Annotated in this window: 16 protein-coding genes; 9 read left to right on the top strand and 7 right to left on the bottom strand. The window is 71.8% G+C overall.

Features of this window, described 5'->3' with window-relative positions; translation table 11 throughout:
* The 4 genes from ACFWCH_RS17285 (at position 1) to ACFWCH_RS17270 (ending at position 3695) form a co-directional block, all read left to right on the top strand.
* Positions 1-693 (top strand): NTP transferase domain-containing protein, encoded by a 693-nt coding sequence (locus ACFWCH_RS17285; protein ID WP_136030312.1) that lies wholly within the window; start codon positions 1-3, stop codon positions 691-693.
* A gap of 81 nt (positions 694-774) precedes the next feature.
* Positions 775-1770 (top strand): hypothetical protein, encoded by a 996-nt coding sequence (locus tag ACFWCH_RS17280; protein ID WP_136030314.1) that lies wholly within the window; start codon positions 775-777, stop codon positions 1768-1770.
* Between the two features lie 90 nt (positions 1771-1860).
* On the top strand, positions 1861-3450 hold the full coding sequence (locus tag ACFWCH_RS17275) for an acyl-CoA carboxylase subunit beta (protein WP_206253148.1): 1590 nt from the start codon (positions 1861-1863) through the stop codon (positions 3448-3450).
* Positions 3447-3695, top strand: coding sequence for an acyl-CoA carboxylase subunit epsilon (locus tag ACFWCH_RS17270; protein WP_206253146.1), 249 nt, complete (start codon positions 3447-3449; stop codon positions 3693-3695). The genes ACFWCH_RS17275 and ACFWCH_RS17270 overlap by 4 nt, the downstream gene beginning before the upstream one ends.
* A gap of 21 nt (positions 3696-3716) precedes the next feature.
* On the opposite strand, the gene ACFWCH_RS17265 is transcribed toward ACFWCH_RS17270, so the two are convergent.
* From ACFWCH_RS17265 to ACFWCH_RS17245, 5 genes are all read right to left on the bottom strand, one after another.
* Complete coding sequence (locus ACFWCH_RS17265; protein WP_206253144.1) at positions 3717-4949, bottom strand: ROK family transcriptional regulator; 1233 nt, start codon at positions 4947-4949, stop codon at positions 3717-3719.
* Between the two features lie 216 nt (positions 4950-5165).
* Entirely contained in the window at positions 5166-6185 is a 1020-nt protein-coding gene (locus ACFWCH_RS17260; RefSeq protein WP_378803922.1) for a hypothetical protein, read from the bottom strand.
* Positions 6182-7417: an ATP-binding protein gene (locus tag ACFWCH_RS17255; RefSeq protein ID WP_136036327.1), complete on the bottom strand. Its 1236-nt coding sequence runs from the start codon at positions 7415-7417 to the stop codon at positions 6182-6184. Before ACFWCH_RS17255 ends, ACFWCH_RS17260 begins: the two co-directional genes overlap by 4 nt.
* Positions 7407-8066, bottom strand: a complete 660-nt coding sequence (locus tag ACFWCH_RS17250; RefSeq protein ID WP_136030323.1) for a response regulator — start codon at positions 8064-8066, stop codon at positions 7407-7409. Before ACFWCH_RS17250 ends, ACFWCH_RS17255 begins: the two co-directional genes overlap by 11 nt.
* A 41-nt stretch (positions 8067-8107) precedes the next feature.
* Complete coding sequence (locus ACFWCH_RS17245) at positions 8108-9346, bottom strand: class I SAM-dependent RNA methyltransferase (protein ID WP_247639041.1); 1239 nt, start codon at positions 9344-9346, stop codon at positions 8108-8110.
* A gap of 23 nt (positions 9347-9369) precedes the next feature.
* Here ACFWCH_RS17245 and ACFWCH_RS17240 point away from each other — a divergent pair, with 23 nt between their 5' ends.
* Together ACFWCH_RS17240 and ACFWCH_RS17235 are read left to right on the top strand one after the other, a co-directional pair.
* A complete protein-coding gene (locus tag ACFWCH_RS17240) occupies positions 9370-10005 on the top strand; it encodes a nucleoside triphosphate pyrophosphatase (protein WP_241115746.1) in 636 nt (211 codons plus the stop codon).
* A 78-nt stretch (positions 10006-10083) separates the two neighbouring features.
* Positions 10084-11850, top strand: a complete 1767-nt coding sequence (locus ACFWCH_RS17235; protein ID WP_136030327.1) for a biotin carboxylase N-terminal domain-containing protein — start codon at positions 10084-10086, stop codon at positions 11848-11850.
* A gap of 73 nt (positions 11851-11923) precedes the next feature.
* Here the strand turns inward: ACFWCH_RS17235 and ACFWCH_RS17230 are convergent, their stop codons facing one another.
* The gene (locus ACFWCH_RS17230) at positions 11924-13372 is read right to left on the bottom strand and encodes an NAD(P)H-quinone dehydrogenase (protein ID WP_136030329.1); all 1449 of its coding nucleotides are present in this window, start codon (positions 13370-13372) and stop codon (positions 11924-11926) included.
* Positions 13373-13420: 48 nt separating this feature from the next.
* On the opposite strand from ACFWCH_RS17230, the gene ACFWCH_RS17225 reads away from it, so the two are divergent.
* The 3 genes from ACFWCH_RS17225 to ACFWCH_RS17215 are packed head-to-tail and all read left to right on the top strand — an operon-like array spanning position 13421 to position 16187.
* Positions 13421-14254, top strand: coding sequence for a purine-nucleoside phosphorylase (locus ACFWCH_RS17225; protein ID WP_136045840.1), 834 nt, complete (start codon positions 13421-13423; stop codon positions 14252-14254).
* Positions 14251-15921, top strand: coding sequence for a phospho-sugar mutase (locus ACFWCH_RS17220; protein ID WP_136035526.1), 1671 nt, complete (start codon positions 14251-14253; stop codon positions 15919-15921). The genes ACFWCH_RS17225 and ACFWCH_RS17220 overlap by 4 nt, the downstream gene beginning before the upstream one ends.
* A 2-nt stretch (positions 15922-15923) precedes the next feature.
* Positions 15924-16187: an HPr family phosphocarrier protein gene (locus ACFWCH_RS17215; RefSeq protein WP_136030335.1), complete on the top strand. Its 264-nt coding sequence runs from the start codon at positions 15924-15926 to the stop codon at positions 16185-16187.
* 2 nt (positions 16188-16189) lie between these two features.
* Here ACFWCH_RS17215 and ACFWCH_RS17210 read toward each other — a convergent pair whose 3' ends face one another.
* Positions 16190-18112, bottom strand: coding sequence for a transcription antiterminator (locus ACFWCH_RS17210; RefSeq protein WP_206253138.1), 1923 nt, complete (start codon positions 18110-18112; stop codon positions 16190-16192).
* Positions 18113-18220 lie beyond the last annotated feature (108 nt).

Genomic DNA, 18220 nt, shown 5'->3' with positions numbered 1-18220 from the left:
GTGACTCTTCAGACCGTCATCCTCGCAGCCGGCATGGGCTCTCGACTCGGCCGCGCGCTGCCCAAGCCGCTGACCGAGCTCAACGACGGCCGCACGATCATGCGCCAGCAGCACGACAACATCCGCGCCGCCTTCGGCTCTGACGCGCGCATCACCACCGTGGTGGGCTATCGCGCCGAGACGATCATCGAGGCGTTCCCGAACGTGAACTACGTCCACAACGACCGCTACGACGAGACCAACACGTCGAAGAGCCTCCTTCGCGCGCTCGGCGCCACCGGCCGCGGCGGGGTGCTCTGGATGAACGGCGACGTCGTGTTCGACCCGATGATCCTCGGCCGCGCGGTGGAGTACATCGAGCGCGACCAGTCGTTCGTGACCGTCAACACCGCCAAGGTGAGCGACGAAGAGGTCAAGTACACGGTCACGGCCGAGGGCTACATCAAGGAGCTGTCCAAGACCGTCAAGGGCGGGCTCGGCGAGGCAGTCGGCATCAACTACATCTCGTCCCGCGAGAAGAAGGCGTTCATGCGTCAGCTGCAGCGCGTCGAGGACCAGGACTACTTCGAGCGCGGCCTCGAGCTCGCGATCGCCGAAGACGGCCTGCTGCTCGAGCCGATGGACGTCTCGGACCTCTACGCGGTCGAGGTCGACTTCGCAGAAGACCTGGAGCGCGCGAACCTCTTCGTCTGATTCCACGACACCGAGAGCCCCTGTCCCCCGCGGACCGGGGCTCTCGGTGTTTTCGCGGTGGAATTCCGTAGGATCGGCGCCATGGCCCCCAAGGTGCACAAGATCCACTCCCTGCCGGATGACGCCCCGTGGGACAAAGGCATCCCGCCGACCGGCTCACCCGAACACCCGATGATGGTGCGCGGCCTCGACCGCGTTCTCTCTATCCAGCGACCGCTCGTCCTGGCGCACATCCGGAGCATCCGCCTTCGCCACCCGCACGCCACGCCCGCGGAGATCATCCGCATCCTGGAGCGGCGGTACCTCGCGGCGGTCACGGCCGGCGGCGCCGCCGTCGGTGCGACCGCGGTGGTCCCCGGGATCGGCACCGGCGTCACACTCGCGCTGTCCGGCGTGGAGACGGTCGGTTTCGTGGAGTCGACGGCGCTCTTCGCGCAGTCGGTGGCCGAGGTCCATGGGATCGCTGTCGGGAATCCCGACCGCGCGCGGGCGCTGGTGATGACGTTGATGCTCGGCAAGGAGGGCGTCGACCTGGTCGGTCAGCTGGCGGGACAGATCGCGGGGCGCGGGGTCAGCCGCTCGGCGTACTGGGGCGAACTCGTGACCAAGTCGCTGCCTCGTGCTGCCGTCGGCCCGCTGGTCGACCAGTTGAAGAGCATGTTCGTGAAGCAGTTCGCGGCGAAGGGCGGCGCATCCTTCGTCGGCAAAGCCATGCCGTTCGGTATCGGCGCGGCGATCGGCGGGGCAGGCAACCACCTCCTGGGCCGCCGCGTGCTGACGACCTCACACCGGGCGTTCGGGGCAGCCCCCGTCGATCTGCCCTCGGAGCTGGAGCCGGTGCCGGGTGCGGAGAAGCTGGAGCTGCGCATGCTCCGCGGAGCCCGCTACGCCGGCAACGCGGTCGCGGGCGCAGCCGGAACGGTCGCTCGTGGAGCGGGCTGGGTGGGCCACCGCGTGGGCGAGGTCGCGGGGCGACGTCGCGGGGACGCGGTCGCGGAGCTCGACGAGGGCGAGGGCGAGGTCGCGGGCGACCACAACCTGCCCGAGCGTCCGGGTGCGGACACCGCCGAGCGGTGACGGCAGGGCGCGCACCTCACCAAAGGATCGCCCGACCCGTTGTGCCGAGCATCCAACGGACGCGACGACGGCGACGCTAGGGTGGAATCCGTGACGGACAAGCCCGACCTCTTTACCACCGCCGGCAAGATCGCGGATCTCCGCGCCCGCTACACCGAGGCCGTCGTCGACGCCGAGGCGAAGGCGAAGGAGAAGCAGCACGCGAAGGGCAAGATGACCGCCCGCGAGCGCATCGAGCTCCTCGTCGACCCCGGGAGCTTCGTCGAGTTCGACGAGTACGTGCGCCACCGCACGACCGCCTTCGGCATGGACCGCTCGCGCCCCTACGGCGACTCCGTGGTCACGGGCGTCGGCACCATCCACGGGCGCACCGTCGCGGTCTACTCCCAGGACTTCTCGACGTTCGGCGGCTCGCTGGGCGAGGTCGCGGGCGAGAAGATCGTCAAGATCATGGAGTTCGCCCTCGCCGGAGGCATGCCGTGCATCGGCATCCTCGACTCGGGTGGCGCGCGCATCCAGGAGGGCGTGGTCGCGCTCGGGAAGTACGGCGAGATCTTCCGTCTGAACACCCGCGCGTCCGGCGTGATCCCCCAGATCTCCATCATCATGGGCCCGGCCGCGGGCGGCGCCGTGTACTCCCCCGCGCTCACCGACTTCGTCATCATGGTCGACAAGACCAGCCAGATGTTCGTGACCGGTCCCGACGTGATCAAGACCGTGACCGGCGAGGACGTCGGCATGGAGGAACTGGGCGGCGCCTACACGCACAACACGCGTTCGGGCGTGGCGCACTACCTCGCGGAGGACGAGGACGATGCGATCGACTACGCGCGCACGCTCCTCGGCTTCCTGCCCGACAACAACATGGCGGAGCTCCCCTCGTACGAGAGCGCGTTCGAGTTCGAGACCACCGACGCCGACCGCACGCTCAACACGATCGTCCCCGACTCCCCCAACCAGCCGTACGACATCCACACCGTCATCGAGCACGTCGTCGACGACGGCGACTTCCTCGAGGTGCAGCCGCTCTTCGCGCCGAACATCGTGATCGGCTTCGGCCGCATCGAGGGACGTTCCGTCGGCATCATCGCTAACCAGCCCTCGCAGATGGCGGGGACCCTCAACATCGAGGCGGGCGAGAAGGCCAGTCGCTTCGTGCGGTTCTGCGACGCGTTCTCCATCCCGATCGTGACGCTCGTGGACGTGCCCGGCTACCTTCCCGGCACCGATCAGGAGTGGACCGGCGTGATCCGCCGCGGCGCCAAGCTGCTGTACGCGTACGCGGAGGCGACGGTCCCGCTCGTCACGGTCATCCTGCGCAAGGCGTACGGCGGCGCCTACATCGTCATGGGATCTAAGCAGCTCGGTGCCGACGTGAACCTGGCCTGGCCGACCGCCGAGATCGCCGTCATGGGCGGCCAGGGCGCCGTCAACATCCTGTACCGCGGGGAGATCAAGAAGGCCGAGGAGGCCGGGGAGGACGTCGCGGCGGTCCGGACGCGACTCGCGAACGAGTACACGTACAACGTCGCATCCCCCTTCCTCGCCGCAGAGCGGGGGGAGCTCGACGGCATCATCGAGCCGGCCAACACCCGGGTGTCCGTGGCGAAGGCCCTGCGCGCTCTGCGCGGCAAGAGGGCCGAGCTGCCGCCCAAGAAGCACGGGAACATCCCGCTGTGACGGCGCAGGACGCTGCGGCGGAGGGCACGGCAGCGGCCCCTCCGATGCTCGAGATCACCCGGGGCACGGCGACGGAGGAGGAGCTCGCCGCCCTCATCGCCGTGATCGGAGACGCCTACGCCACCGAACAGGCGGAGGCGACGGTCGACGAGCCGCGCGTCTCCGCGTGGGAACGCACGCAGCGCCCGCTCCGGCGTCCCCTGCGCCGCGACATCCCCTGGGGCCGCTTCTCCGGCCGAGGCTGACGGGCTCGGCCGGAGGCACGTTCACCGGCCCAGCAGCAGGTCGGACGTGCGCGGCGTGAGCATGGAATCGAGAACGACGCACGCCGCGCCGACCGCACCGACGTCGTCGCCCACCACCGTGCTCTGCACCGGGAGCGCTCGGACGGCTCGCGTCGCGCTGGACCGCGCGAGCCGCGCGGCGACCTCCGGCAGCGACAGGTCGGCGAGGCGTCTCCAGAACGGACCGCCGAACACCACCCGGTCCACGTCGAGCAGGTCCGTGAGCACGAGCGTCAGCGTCGCCAGGTGTTCGGCGGCACGCTGCACGACAGCCCCCGCCGACGCCTCCCCGGCCGCGGCCCTGACACACAGTTCGGTGAGGCTCGCGTCGAGTGCGGCCCTGTCCCCGGGGCGCCGACCTCCGGCGAGAACCCCGAGCTGCTCCGCCCGTTCCACGATCGCCTCGGGGGTGCACACCACGTCGACGCAGCCCCGCGAGCCGCACGCACACCTCGGCCCCTCCGGATCGACCACGATGTGCCCGATCTCCCCGAGGTTGCGGGTGCTGCCACGCACCGCCTCGCCGTCTCGCACCACGGCGGCGCCGAGGCCGGTACCGAGATAGAGGAACACGAACGAGTCGTCGGACGGCCCACGCCGCGTCCACAGCTCGCCGACAGCCGCTGCCGTGGTGTCCTTCTCCAGCACGACCGGCAAGCCGATCGCGGCCGCCAGATCGTCCTGCAGTGCCACCCGGTGCCAGCCGGGCAGCTTGGGAGGATCGATGACCGTGCCCCGGGTCGCGTCGAGCGGTCCCGGAGCAGCCACGCCGACCCCCGCGATCCGCTCGCGCGGCACTCCCGAGCCCTCGACGAGCTCCTCGATCTGCGCCGCGAGATCGGCCAGGATCAACGACGGGGCCTCAGCGGGCGTCGCCATGCTCGACCGCCGCACGACCTCCCCGGCGAGGTCGAGCAGCACGAAGGTCGTCACCGCCGGATCGAGGTGCACGCCGACCGCGAACCTGCTCTCCTCCACCAGCCGCAGCATGACCCGCGGCTTACCCGGTCCGCTGATGGTCCGACCGGCTTCCCGGATGAGCCCCTCGTCGAGCAGCCGGCGCGTGATGTTCGTCACGGTCTGGGCCGAGAGCCCGGTGACCTGCGCCAGCTCGATACGGCTCAGCCCATCGACCGCATGCCGGACCGCCTCGAGGATGACCGACTGGTTGAAGTCGCCCATCCGCGGAAGGTTGGTTCCCCGCCGTGTACCCATCGTTCGATGATCCTCCTCACGCGTCGCTGCGCGTGTCCCCCAAAATACCTACAGACAAGGTGTTGACGACCCCGCAGACTGAAGGGGACGCTTCGCGTTCGGCTGGTCTCTCTGTCCCAGGGTAGACAGACGCTGATCGGCCACCAGCGGACGGTTTTCGGGTAACTGTCCGCACGGCGAGGGGCAGGCGATATCGCCGCCCCTCGCCCACTCTCCTCACGACCGCCGTGCGGGCTCGCTGCCCGCCTCGCGCACGATCTCGTGCCACAGGTCGACCGAGTCGTCGTCCGCCGCGCGCCGTCCGGCACGACCCACCACGGTGACCGCCACCAGGGGGTCTTTGGCGGAGCGGATGATGATGCGGCCGGTCCCCGCCGAGCGCAGCACCTGCGCCAGCTCGTCCCGGATCTCGATCCGTCGATCCTCACCGATGCCGTCCAGCCCGCCCTCGTCGAACACCGTCACCGATGCACCGCGTCGACGGGCGGCCTCGATCGCATCGCGGACGTCGTCGTTCAGCAGGTCCGCCCCGCGCAGCTCGTCGCGCAGCCGCCCCTCCGCCAGTCGCGCCTCCAGCCGCTCGTCCTCGTCCAGCGCACCGCGCGTGGCGACGACCCGACTCAGCACGGGCCCGGCGACGGCGAGGGCGAACTGCGTGCGCAGCCGCCGCTCCCGCTGCCGCACGCGCTGCGTGGCGTGCCAGGCCGACACCGCCTGCTGGATCTCGGAGAGCCGCTCCGTGTCCCTGACCGCCCTGTCCCAGAACATCACCAGGAGCTGCGCGACCACCACCCACATGATCGAGCCGACCACGCCCAGGTTCAGAGCGACGCCGACGCCGAGCGCCGCGGACGCCGTGGCGACCAGGATCGTCAGGGCCGACCACCCGATGACGGGTCGCCGCCGGACGACGCACACGACGGCCAGCAACCCGAGGCCGCCGATGTACCACGTGGCGAACGGTGCCGTACGGTCGGCGGGGTCGAGGGACACGGTGACCAGGACCGGGATCACCGCGGTCGCCGCCAGCGCGAGCAGCGACGTCCACAGCGGCATCCGCACGGTCGCGGGGTGGCCGAGGATCGCGACGGTGACCACCGCGAGGAACAGTCCGATACCGAGCACCATGAGCAGCGGGGCCGTCGGCTGCTCGATCCACCAGACACCGCGCGCGACGAAGTACAGCGCGAAGCCCACGGCCAGCGACGTCGCGACACTGCGCACCGTCCGGTTCACGAGCGCTCCCATCCGAGCGTGACCGTCGTGCCGTCCTCATCCGACACGATCTGCGCGGTGCCGGCGACACCGGCCATGCGCGCGAGGATCGATGCGCGGATACCCAGCCGGTCGGGGCCGATCGCGTCGACGTCGAAGCCGGGGCCGTGGTCGGAGATCGTGACCGCGATCCCCTCGTCGCCGTGGCCTTCCGCGACGATGTGCAGTCCACGTCCGTGCGCGTGCGTCACCGCGTTGCCGATCGCCTGCCGCGCCGCGAGCACCAGTGCTCTGGCGGCACGTCCGGGGATGAGGCCGATGCCTCCGCGCTCCTCGACGATGGCGTCCGCGCCGAGCTCCGACAGCGCCCGGCGCAGCTCGACGACGATCTGTGCGGTGCCGACCGGTTCGTCGCTGCCCTCCTCCGCCACCGCGGCCTCCGTGTTGGCCAGCCGCGTCAGCGCCTCCCTGGCCATCGCGACCGCGAGCTCCTGTGCCCTCTCCCCGTCCGCACGCTCCGCGGCGATCAGCGCGGCGAGCACGCTGTCGTGCATGAGCGCCGACATCGCCACCCGCTCCTCCTCCGCGGCGGCCGCGGCGGCCGCGGTGGCGTAGGACGCCACCGCGGTGCCCCTCGCCTCGTCGACGCCCCCCGCCACCGACCGGAACATCCAGCCGAGCGACACGATGACCACGCCCAGGATCAGCGTGAACGACACGTCGAACGCGGTCGTGACCCAGAACTCGCGCGAGAACCCGCCCTGCACCAGCCGGACGTAGCCGTACACGAACGGCACGCCCACCGCCCACGCGAACTGCAGCCGCAGCGGGAAGGCCAGCATCGCGGCGACCACCCCGACGTTCACCAGGAAGAAGATCCAGGGCTGCGCGCCGGCGACCTTGTCGGCGGGATCGACGACGACGGGCCACGCGGCGAGCGCGACCACGTAGACCACCGCGAAGATCCCCGCCGCGACGCGAACCGCGCGGCCGACCAGGCACGCCACGAGCATGACGATGAGCGGGACGAAGACGACCACGAGCAGGAGCATGTGCGGCACATCGGCCCTGGACAGGGTCGCGATCGCGGCGATGAGCGCCTGCACGCCGAGCACCGCCGAGCCCAGCGCCACCACGATCGCGAGGATCCGCTCCATCCGCTTCGACGTGAAGCGCTCGAAACCGCTCTCCACGCTGCCGGGAGACGGGATCTTGCTCCAGGCGTCGCGGACGCTGAGCGGCTCAGTGGGCACTCGGCGCCCCGTCGGCGGCCACGATGCCGTCCTCCATCGCCCGTCGCAACAGGTCGACCTTGGTGGGGGCGGGCCGCCCGACCTCGACGTACTTGACCCGGATGCGGGTGATGTTCTCCTTCGCGGTGGAGTAGGCGACGCCGAGCCGCTCGGCGACCGCCTTCAGCGGCAGCCCCGTGGCATACAGCCGCAGGACCTCGCGCTCTCGCGTGGAGAGCTGGGCATCCGCGAAGGCCCGGTCGCCGTCCACCGCACTCGCCCACTCGACATTGTTCAACGCCTCGCCCTGGGCGACCGTGCGGATCGCGTCGAGCACGTCGTCGAGGGCCGAGGACTTGCTGACCACGCCGGCGGCACCCGCCGCGAGCGCCTCCCGCACCGCGGCCGGCCGGTCGGCGACGCTGTGGATGACCACGCTCGCCCCGTCTGCCACCAGCGAGGTGACGTTCTCGGTCACGGTCGTCCCGTCACCGAGGGTGAGGTCGAGCACCACCACGTCGGCGGGCGGCACGACCGCGCTGGACCGCCACGTCAGATACGACCCCACCGTGCTGCCGGAGAACACCACGGTCTGCCCGTCGCGGGCGAACGCGGCCTCGAGACCGAGGCGGACGGACTCGTGGTCGTCGATGAGGGCGACGGTGCTCATGCCCACAGCCTACTGAGTCCCGCTCGCGGGTCGCCGCGCCGTCAGCGGGTGAGGAGCGCGACGACCTCGAAGTGATGCGAGTGCGGGAACAGGTCGAAGCCGCGCAGCGTCCCCACCCGCCACCCGAGCTCGCGGAACGTGCCGAGGTCGCGGGCGAGCGCCACCGGGTCGCACGCCACGTACACGACCGCCTCCGGGGCGAGCGCGTGCACACCCTCGACGACCGCGCGACCCGCACCGGCGCGCGGCGGGTCGAGCACCACGGCGCCCGTACGACCGCGGCTCGACGCGCCGGAGAGGAAACGGTCGACCCTGGCGGTCACCGCCGACACCTCGACCGGAGCGAGATTGACCTTGGCGTGCTCGGTCGCCCGCCTGCTCGACTCGACGGTGACGATGTCGGTGCCGCCCAGATCCGCCAGCGTGCGGGCGAACAGTCCTACCCCGCCGTACAGGTCGTAGTGCGTCGCACCCGGGTCCACGCGCCCGTCGAGCAGCCCGTAGACGGCGGCGTCGAGCACCGAGGCCGCGCGCGGGTGCACCTGCCAGAAGCCGCCGGCGTCGACCTGGAACACACGGTCGCCCACGCGCTCGTGCACGACCTCGGGCGCGGGTCGGCGGCCTCGGCGCGGAGCCCGCCGCTCGGACTCGGGGTGACGCAGCACCCGGACCTCGCCGTCGGCCGGCTCGACGAGCTCGATGCGGCCCGGCTCACCGCCGTCGAGCGCGAGAGCGGCGGCCTCGACCGCCGGCCGCGCAAGCGGGTACGAGCCGACCGGCACCACGCGGTGGCTGCGCGCCGCGAACGGGCCGACGACACCGCGGTCGTCCACGTGCAGGGTCACCCTGGTGCGCCAGCGCGCGCCGTCTCCGGACTCCACGGCCTCGATCTCCGGCGCCTCCAGCCCGGCGCCGGCGAAGCGGTCGAACGCCTCGCTCAGCACCTGGCGCTTCAGGACACGCTGCTGCCCGAGCTCGATGTGGCCCAGGTCGGCGCCGCCCGGACGGTCGGCGGGGTCGCGCGACACGTCGGCCTCCGGCCACAGGTGCGGGCGCCGGTGCGGGGAGGCCTCGACCACCTCGACCGTATCGGCGCGCCAGAAGCTGCGCGTGTCCGCGTCCGCAGCACCCGCGGGGGTGAGCAGCCGCGCCCGCACGCGCTCTCCGGGGAGCGCGTCGGAGACGAACACCACACGACCCTCGTGACGGGCGACGAAGGTCCCTCCGTGAGCGATGCCGGTGATGTCGAGTTCGAGCACGTCGGCTGCGGAGGAAGTCATCCTTCGAGGATACGGTGGTGCACATGCGCGTCTGCCTCGCCTCCACGTCTCCCGCCCGGCTCATGCTGCTGCGCCAGGCCGGCATCGAGCCACTCACCCTCGCGCCGGATGTCGACGAGGACGCCCTCGCCGCCGCGGCCGAGGAGCGCGTGGGCCCGCTCGCACCCGCCGACCTGGTGCTGCTGCTCGCCAGGGCCAAGGCGGCGGCCGTCGCCGAGCGGCTGAGCGCCGACGGCGACTTCGACGGCCTGGTGATCGGCGGCGACTCGATGTTCGAGCTCGCCGGACGCGTGTACGGGAAGCCGTATACCCCCGAGGAGGCGACGCGCCGCTGGCAGGAGATGCGCGGCGCCACCGGGGTGCTGCACTCCGGGCACTCCGTCTTCCGGGTCTCTCCCGGCGCGACCCCGGTGGAGGCGACCGCCGTCGCGGAGGCCGCGGTGACCTTCGCCGACGACCTGGACGACGCGGAGATCGCCGCCTATGTCGCGTCGGGTGAGCCCCTGCTCGTGGCCGGTGCCTTCACGGTCGACAGCCTGGGCGGTGCCTTCATCACCCGTGTGGAGGGCGACCCGTCCACCGTGGTCGGCATGTCCCTGTCGACCGTGCGCCGCCTGGCGGGTGAGCTCGGGGTCCGCTGGACCGACCTGTGGTCGTAGACTCCCCTCCACGTTTTCGATCGTTTCTTGTCGAGAGTCGTCAAAGGGATCGGGGGGCTACTCGCTAGGCTGGCAAGCATGCCTGCAATCGCCAAGGTGCTCATCGCCAACCGCGGCGAGATCGCCGTCCGCATCATCCGTGCCGCACGCGACTCCGGGATCGCCTCGGTCGCCGTCTACGCCGACCAGGACCGTGACGCGCTGCACGTGCGTCTCGCCGACGAGGCCTACGCGCTGAGCGGCTCGACCAGCGCCGAGACCTACCTCCAGATCGACAAGATCCTCTCCGTCGCCCGCCGCGCCGGTGCCGACGCCGTGCACCCCGGCTACGGCTTCCTCGCCGAGAACGCCGAGTTCGCGCGCGCCGTGATCGACGCGGGCATCACCTGGATCGGCCCGTCGCCCGAGGCCATCGAGGCCCTCGGCGATAAGGTCACCGCGCGTCACGTCGCCGAGAAGGTCGGCGCCCCGCTCGCCCCCGGCACCCCCGGCCCCGTCGCCGGCGCCGACGAGGTCGTGGCGTTCGCGAAGGAGTACGGCCTGCCCATCGCCATCAAGGCCGCGTACGGCGGTGGCGGACGCGGGCTCAAGGTCGCCCGTGAGCTCGACGAGGTCGCCGAACTGTTCGAGTCGGCCACGCGCGAGGCGGTCGCGGCCTTCGGTCGCGGCGAGTGCTTCGTCGAGAAGTACCTCGACAAGCCGCGCCACGTCGAGACCCAGTGCCTGGCCGACGCCGCGGGCAACGTCGTCGTCATCTCCACGCGCGACTGCTCGCTGCAGCGCCGTCACCAGAAGCTCGTCGAGGAGGCTCCGGCCCCGTTCCTCACCCCGGAGCAGAACGAGCAGCTCTACACCGCGTCGAAGGCCATCCTCAAGGAGGTCGGCTACGTGGGCGCGGGGACGTGCGAGTTCCTGATCGGCGCCGACGGCACGGTCTCGTTCCTCGAGGTCAACACGCGCCTCCAGGTCGAGCACCCGGTGTCGGAGGAGGTCACGGGCATCGACCTCGTGCGCGAGCAGTTCCGCATCGCCGCGGGCGGCACCATCGACTACGACGACCCCCAGCCGCAGGGCCACTCGATCGAGTTCCGCATCAACGGCGAGGACCCGGGTCGCGGCTTCCTCCCCCAGCCGGGCCCGATCCACGTGTTCAAGACGTTCGGCGGCCCCGGGATCCGCCTCGACTCCGGCGTGACCGCTGGCGACTCCGTCTCTGGCGCCTTCGACTCCCTGCTCGCGAAGATCATCGTCACCGGCAAGGACCGTGCCGAGGCGCTCGAGCGCTCGCGCCGCGCCCTGGACGAGTTCGAGGTCGCGGGTCTCCCCACCGTCATCCCGTTCCACCGCAAGGTGGTGCGCGACGCCGCCTTCACGGCGGAGGACGGCGACTTCGGCGTCTACACGCGCTGGATCGAGACCGAGTTCGACAACGACATCCCCGCGTGGGACGGCGAACTGGAGTCCCCCGCCGCCGCAGGTGCACGGCACACGGTGGTCGTCGAGGTCGGGGGCAAGCGCCTCGAGGTGAGCCTCCCCGACCGCGTCGCGGTCTCCGCCGGCTCGTCCGGACGGCCCGCTGTCGTGCCGCCGTCGCGCCGCAGCCACACCACCACCGCGAACGCCGGCGCCTCCGGCGACGCCGTCAAGTCGCCCATGCAGGCCACGGTCGTGAAGGTCGCGGTCGAAGACGGCCAGCAGGTCGTCAAGGGCGACCTGGTCGTCGTGCTCGAGGCCATGAAGATGGAGCAGCCGCTGCAGGCGCACAAGGACGGCGTCGTGGGCAACATCAACGCCGACGCCGGGGCCACGGTGTCCGCCGGGCACCAGCTCCTCACCATCAGCTGACACCCGGAACACACAGGAAAGGGCACCCCGCCGCAGCGGGGTGCCCTTTCCTGTGTGTCCGGAGGAGCGGGACTCAGGAGATGTTCACCAGGTGCATGGCCCGGCTCGCATCGGTGATGCTGCTGGACAGCGACGGGTAGGCCGCGAACACGCGCGAGACCTGGTCGACCGTGAGGCGCCGTTCGACGGCGATCGCGATCGGGTAGATCAGCTCGGACGCCTTCGGCGCGACGATCACGCCGCCGATCACGGTGCCGGAGCCCTTGCGGGCGATGAGCTTGACGAACCCGTCCTTGATGCCCATCATCTTCGCGCGCGGGTTGGCGGCGAGGGGCAGCTTGTAGACCATGCCGTCGGCCAGGCCGTCCTCCACGTCCTTCACCCCGTAGCCGACCGTGGCGATCTCCGGGGCGGTGAAGATGTTCGACGTGATCTTGATGAGCTCGAGCGGGATCACGATGTCGCCGAGGGCATGGAACACCGCCGTGCGGCCCTGCATCGAGGCCACCGAGGCCAGGGGGAAGAAGTTCGTGCAGTCGCCCACCGCGTACACGTTCGGCACCGACGTGCGGGCCACCCGGTTCACGCGCACGTGGCCGGAGTCGTCGAGCTCGACGCCCGCTTCCTCCAGACCGATGCCCGCGGTGTTCGGGATCGAGCCGACCGCCATGAGGCAATGGCTGCCCTCGACCGTGCGGCCGTCGGACAGCGTCACCGTCACGCCGTCGCCCGTGACCTCCACCTTCTCGGCGCGGGACTTCGACAGCACCTGCATGCCGCCGCGCTTGAACACCTTCTCGAGCACCCGGGCGGCGTCCTGATCCTCGCCGGGGAGCACCTGCTCGCGGCTGGAGACGAGGGTGACCTTCGCGCCGAGGTTCATGTAGGCGGAGGCGAACTCGGCGCCGGTGACTCCGGAGCCGACCACGATGAGGTGCTCGGGAAGCGCCTTCATGTCGTACAGCTGCGTCCACGTGAGGATGCGCCTGCCGTCGGGCTTGGCGGAGTCGAGCTCGCGCGGCGACGCGCCGACAGCGACCACGATGGTGTCCGCCTCGACGCGGTCGAAGTCGGTGCCGCGCTCCCCCGTCGAGACGACGATCGCGTTCGGACCCTCCAGACGACCGTGGCCGGAGAGGATGCGCACGCCCGCGTCGAGAAGGGTCGTGCGCATGTCCTCGGACTGCTGCCCGGCCAGCGCGACCAGCCGCTTGTTGACCGCGGCGAGGTTGATCGCGATCTCGGGCTTGAGCGGCTTGCCGTTCTCGCCCTTCGCGTAGAAGTTCACGCCGAGGTCGCTCGCCTCGGAGATCGCGACCGCGGCGTCGGCGGTCGCGATGAGACTCTTCGACGGCACCACATCGGTGAGCACGGCCGAGCCGCCCACCCCCACGCGCTCGACCAGGGTGACCTCGGCTCCGAGCTGGGCGGCCGCGAGGGCCGCCTCGTAACCGCCGGGTCCGCCGCCGAGCACGGCGACGCGCTGAGTGCGCTCGAAAGTGGTGGAAGACATGCTTTCCATTCTTCCCCAATCCTGGCCCCCGAGCCTGCACCTTCCTAGAGTGGATCCATGCCTGAAACGCACAGCAACCCCCTCGACGACCCCTCCGCGAACCCGTTCGAGGTGGCCGCCGCGGCCGCCTCCGACATCGCGCGCCTCACCGGCGTCGAGAAGCACGACATCGCCCTCACGCTCGGCAGCGGCTGGGGCAAGGCCGCCGACCTCATCGGCGAGACGGTCGCCACGATCCCCGCGACCGAGGTCACCGGATTCTCCAAGCCCGCCCTCGAGGGACACGTCGGGACGCTGCGCAGCATCCGCACCCCCGGCGGGAAGAACGTGCTGGTGATCGGCGCGCGCACCCACTACTACGAGAACCACGGCGTGCGTCGCGTGGTGCACAGCGTGCGAACGGCCGCTGCGACGGGGGCGAAGATCATGGTGCTCACCAACGGTGCCGGCGGCATCCGCGAGACCTGGAAGCCCGGCCAGCCGGTGCTGATCAGCGACCACATCAACCTGACCGCCGACTCGCCGCTCGAGGGGGCGACGTTCATCGACCTCACCGACCTGTACGCGAAGCGTCTGCGCGACGTCGCTCGGAGCATCGACCCCGGCCTGGACGAGGGCGTCTACACGCAGTTCCGCGGTCCGCACTACGAGACCCCGGCCGAGGTGCAGATGGCGAAGGCGATCGGCGGGCACATCGTCGGCATGTCCACCGCGCTGGAGGCCATCGCGGCGCGCGAGGCGGGCATGGAGATCCTCGGGTTCTCGCTCATCACGAACCTCGCCGCCGGCATCCAGCAGACACCGCTCAGCCATGCCGAGGTGATCGAGGCCGGGCGGGAGGCGGAGCCGGTGATCTCCGCACTGCTGGCGAGGGTGGTCGAGGCCCTGTGAGCGAGGAGCGGCTCGCGCAGGCCCGCGCCTGGCTGCGGCAGGACCCCGACCCGCAGACCAGGGACGAACTCGCCGGCGTCGTGACCAGGGCCGCCGCGGGAGACGCCGCGGCCGTCGCCGACCTGGACGACCGCTTCGGCCGTCGGCTCGCGTTCGGCACGGCCGGACTGCGCGGTGAGCTCGGCGCCGGGAGCAACCGGATGAACAGGGTGCTCGTCGCCCAGGCCGCGGCCGGGTTCGCCGCTTACCTCCGCGAGCGCGCGGGGGGCGGCACGCCCACCGTCGTGATCGGCTACGACGGCCGACGCGACTCCCGGGTGTTCGCGCAGGACTCGGCCGAGCTCTTCGCCGGGGCGGGACTGCGCGCGATCCTGCTGCCGCGCCTGCTGCCGACCCCGGTGCTGGCCTTCGCCGTACGCCACCTCGACGCCGCCGCCGGGGTGATGGTGACGGCGAGCCACAACCCGCCGAACGACAACGGCTACAAGGTGTACCTCGGCGGCGCCGACCAGGGCTCGCAGATCGTGGCCCCCGCGGACGCCGAGATCGCCGCGCACATTCAGCGGGTCGCAGACGCCGGAGACGTGCGGTCGCTGCCGCGCTCCACGGAGTACGAGACGGCGGGCGAAGACGTGGTCGAGGCCTATATCGCCGCGACCGCCGCCGTGGCCCCGGCTCCGGACGACGCGGTCGGGCTGCGGTGGGTGTACACGGCCATGCACGGCGTGGGCTGGGAGACGGTGTCGCGCATCGTGAAGGCCGCGGGCTACCCGCAGCCGCTCGTGGTCGACGAGCAGCTGCGCCCCGACGCCACCTTCCGCACGGTGTCGTTCCCCAACCCGGAAGAGCCGGGTGCCATGGACCTCGCGTTCGCGAAGGCCCGGCGGACGCGCGCCGACCTCATCCTCGCGAACGACCCGGACGCCGACCGGCTCGCCGTGGCGATTCCCGACGACACCGCGCCGGAGGGCTGGCGCCGGCTCACCGGCAACGAGGTGGGCCTGCTGCTCGGCGCCCGCGCCGCCCGTGCGGCCGCCGGCACGCCTGGAGCCTCGCTGGCCTGCTCGCTGGTCTCCTCCCCCGGTCTCGGCGCGGTCGCCGCGCACCACGGCCTCGACTTCCACGAGACGCTCACCGGCTTCAAGTGGATCTCGCGGGCCCCGGGCATCGTGTTCGGTTTTGAGGAGGCGCTCGGCTACCTCGTGAACCCCGAGACCGTGCGGGACAAGGACGGCATCTCCGCCGCCGTGGCGCTGCTCGGGCTCGCCGCGGAGGCGCGCGGGCGCGGCGCGACCATCGCGGACCTGCTCCGCGAGCTCGGCGACACCTACGGGCACTTCGCGAGCGCCCAGGTGTCGGTGCGCGTGGCCGATCTGGCCCTCATCGGCACCGTCATGCTGGCGCTGCGGACCCTGCCGCCCACGCAGATCGGCGGGCGCTCCATCGCCTCGGCGGAGGACCTGCTGAACGCCGCGGACGGTCAGCCGTCGGGCGACGTGCTCCGGTACCGGCTGAGTGACGGCTCGCGCGTCATCGTCCGCCCGAGCGGCACGGAGCCGAAGCTCAAGGTGTACATCGATGCGCGGGGCGACTCGGCGGAGGGAGCGGCTGCGGCCGTCGCCGAGCTCGAGGCCGGAGTGCGCGCCCTGCTGGACGAGCGCTCCTGACCATGCCCGAGCGGACCGTCGTCGTGAGCGCGCACAACGGCGTGCACGCGCGCCCGGTCGCCGAGATCGTCCGGCTCGTGCAGGCGCACGACCGCCCGGTGACGCTGCGCACCGCCGACGGGACGACCGTCGACCTGAGCAGCGTGCTGGCGGTCATGGACCTCGCGATCGTGCCGGGGGATGCCGTCGTGCTGGAGACGGCGGCATCCCCCGCCGCGGAGACGCTGCTGGACCGGCTCGCCGACGTGCTCGCACCGCGGGGCTGAGCTCAGCCGTCGATCACCGCCACCAGCTCGTCGAGGAACGCCTCGAACGTGGTGCCGCGCCGCACGATGCGCTGCACGCTGTCGCGCTCGCTGAACACCTCGACGAGCTGCTCGAACACGGTCTGGAAGGCCGCGCGGTCGCCCTCGCTGAACGCGGCGAGCGCGACGACCTGCACGCGGGCATCGCCCCAGGCCGCGGACCCCTCGGCGACCCCGATCGCGATCGCGGTGCGGGTGGCCGTCATCTGCAGCGCGTGCGGCACGGCGAGCGCGTCGGTGAACGCCGTGGACGACAGGCGTTCGCGCACGATCGTGTTCTCCACGTAGTCGTCGCCGATCAGTCCGGCCGCCACCAGCCGCGCGCCGAGGAGCCGGATGATCTCCTCCTCCCCCGCATCGGGCAGCGGGAAGACGTAGGCGTCGGGCAGGAAGTAGCGCGCCAGCTCGGCCCGCAGCCGCGTGAGACGCCGGCCGCGGCGGACGCGGGCCGCGGCCTGCTGCACGCGGTCGACGTCGGCGTCGGTGAGGAACGGCTGGATGCGCACGAACCGCTCACCGGGTGAGCCGGGCTCGATCGTGCTGAGCACCAGGTCGGTGTCGAACGACGCCCAGTCGGGGTCGACGTTCGTGACGACGCTCGTGACCTCGATCGCGGAGCCGAGGGAGCGGTCGACGCTCGACCGCAGCAGCTCGTGCAGCTCGTAATAGCCGGGGCACACGATCGTCGCCGTGAGGATCGACTCGGCCTTGCGGCTGCGCTCGAGACGCCCGCCGACGTGCATCGCGATGTAGGCGATCTCGTCGTCGTGGACGGGGGTGCCGAGGCGGTCGTGCAGCCCGCTCGCGATCGACACCGCCACCTCGAAGATCATCGGATACGTGGTCTTGAGCGACCGCGTGAGCGGGTTGCGCGTGAGGGCGCTCTCCTCCGCCCGTCGCCGCAGGTTCTGCACGTGCAGCGCGAGCCGCAGCACGAACGTCTCGTCGACCAGGTCGACCTGGAAGTCGTCCGCGGCCCTGGCGATCTCGGCCCGCACGGCCGCGTCGACCTCCGGCGCCACTCCGCTGCGCGCGACCTCGCGGGTCTCGTCGCCGCCCGGCGCCACGATGCGTGTGAGCACGAGGGACGCGAGGTGGGCGCTGTCGCCCTCGCCGAGCATCACGCCGAAGTGCTCGGCGGCGAGACGCGCGATCACGGCGCCGACGCGAGGGATCTCGGGCCTGGCCCCGGTCGGCGGCGTGTCGAGTGACCGCCCGGCGGCCACCCGCTCCGCGGCGATCGCGATGTGCAGCAGCACGTCGGCGATCGCGAGCTCGTTGACGTAGTAGCCGAGCTGTCCGAGCTCCCCCACCAGGGCCGACTTGAAGGGCGCGACCGCCCGCGGATCGACCGCCGTGCCGGACAGCGCGCGGCGGAACACCTCCGGGTGGAAGGACGCGTCGTCCATCTCGTCGTGCGCGAGCCGGCTGAGCAGCCGCCGCTGGGCCGCCTCGTCGCCACGCAGCCGCACGATCTCGCGCGAGCGGTCGAGGGTGAGGTCGGTGCCGTCGAGCAGACCGCGCACGCGCACGAGGTCGGCCTCCAGGGTGGCCTCGCTCACGTGCAGCTCGTCGGCGGCGTCGAACACGTCGACGCCCTCCGGCGCGTCGAGCAGCATGCGCACGAGCGCGTGCAACCGGTCGCGGGGCGTGGCCTCGCGGCCCTGGCGCACCCGTTGCGCGCCCCGGGCGCCCGACCCCGCGCGATAGCCGGCGGGTCCCGACTCCACCACGGCCGCGCCGGGCGTGCGGGCGTTGAGGGCGGCGACGTACGACCGGATGCTCCGCGGGGTCACGCCGAGGAGGTCGGCCAGGCTCCCGGCGGTCGCCCAGCCCTCCTGCCGCAGCAGCAGCGCGAGGAGCTGATCCTGGCGCTGGCGCGACATGACTCCCCCTGCTCTGGCGTGCTGACCGCACTGTCCGACGTGTCTCCATGATGTCAGCCCGACGGGCGGGGCGCGCGGAAACCGAGGTTCCGCAGGGGCGGAAAGGAA

The sequence above is a fragment of the Microbacterium sp. NPDC060132 genome, assembly GCF_042729675.1.
Taxonomy (GTDB): domain Bacteria; phylum Actinomycetota; class Actinomycetes; order Actinomycetales; family Microbacteriaceae; genus Microbacterium; species Microbacterium sufflavum.
This window is presented reverse-complemented; position numbering and strand designations above follow the sequence as displayed.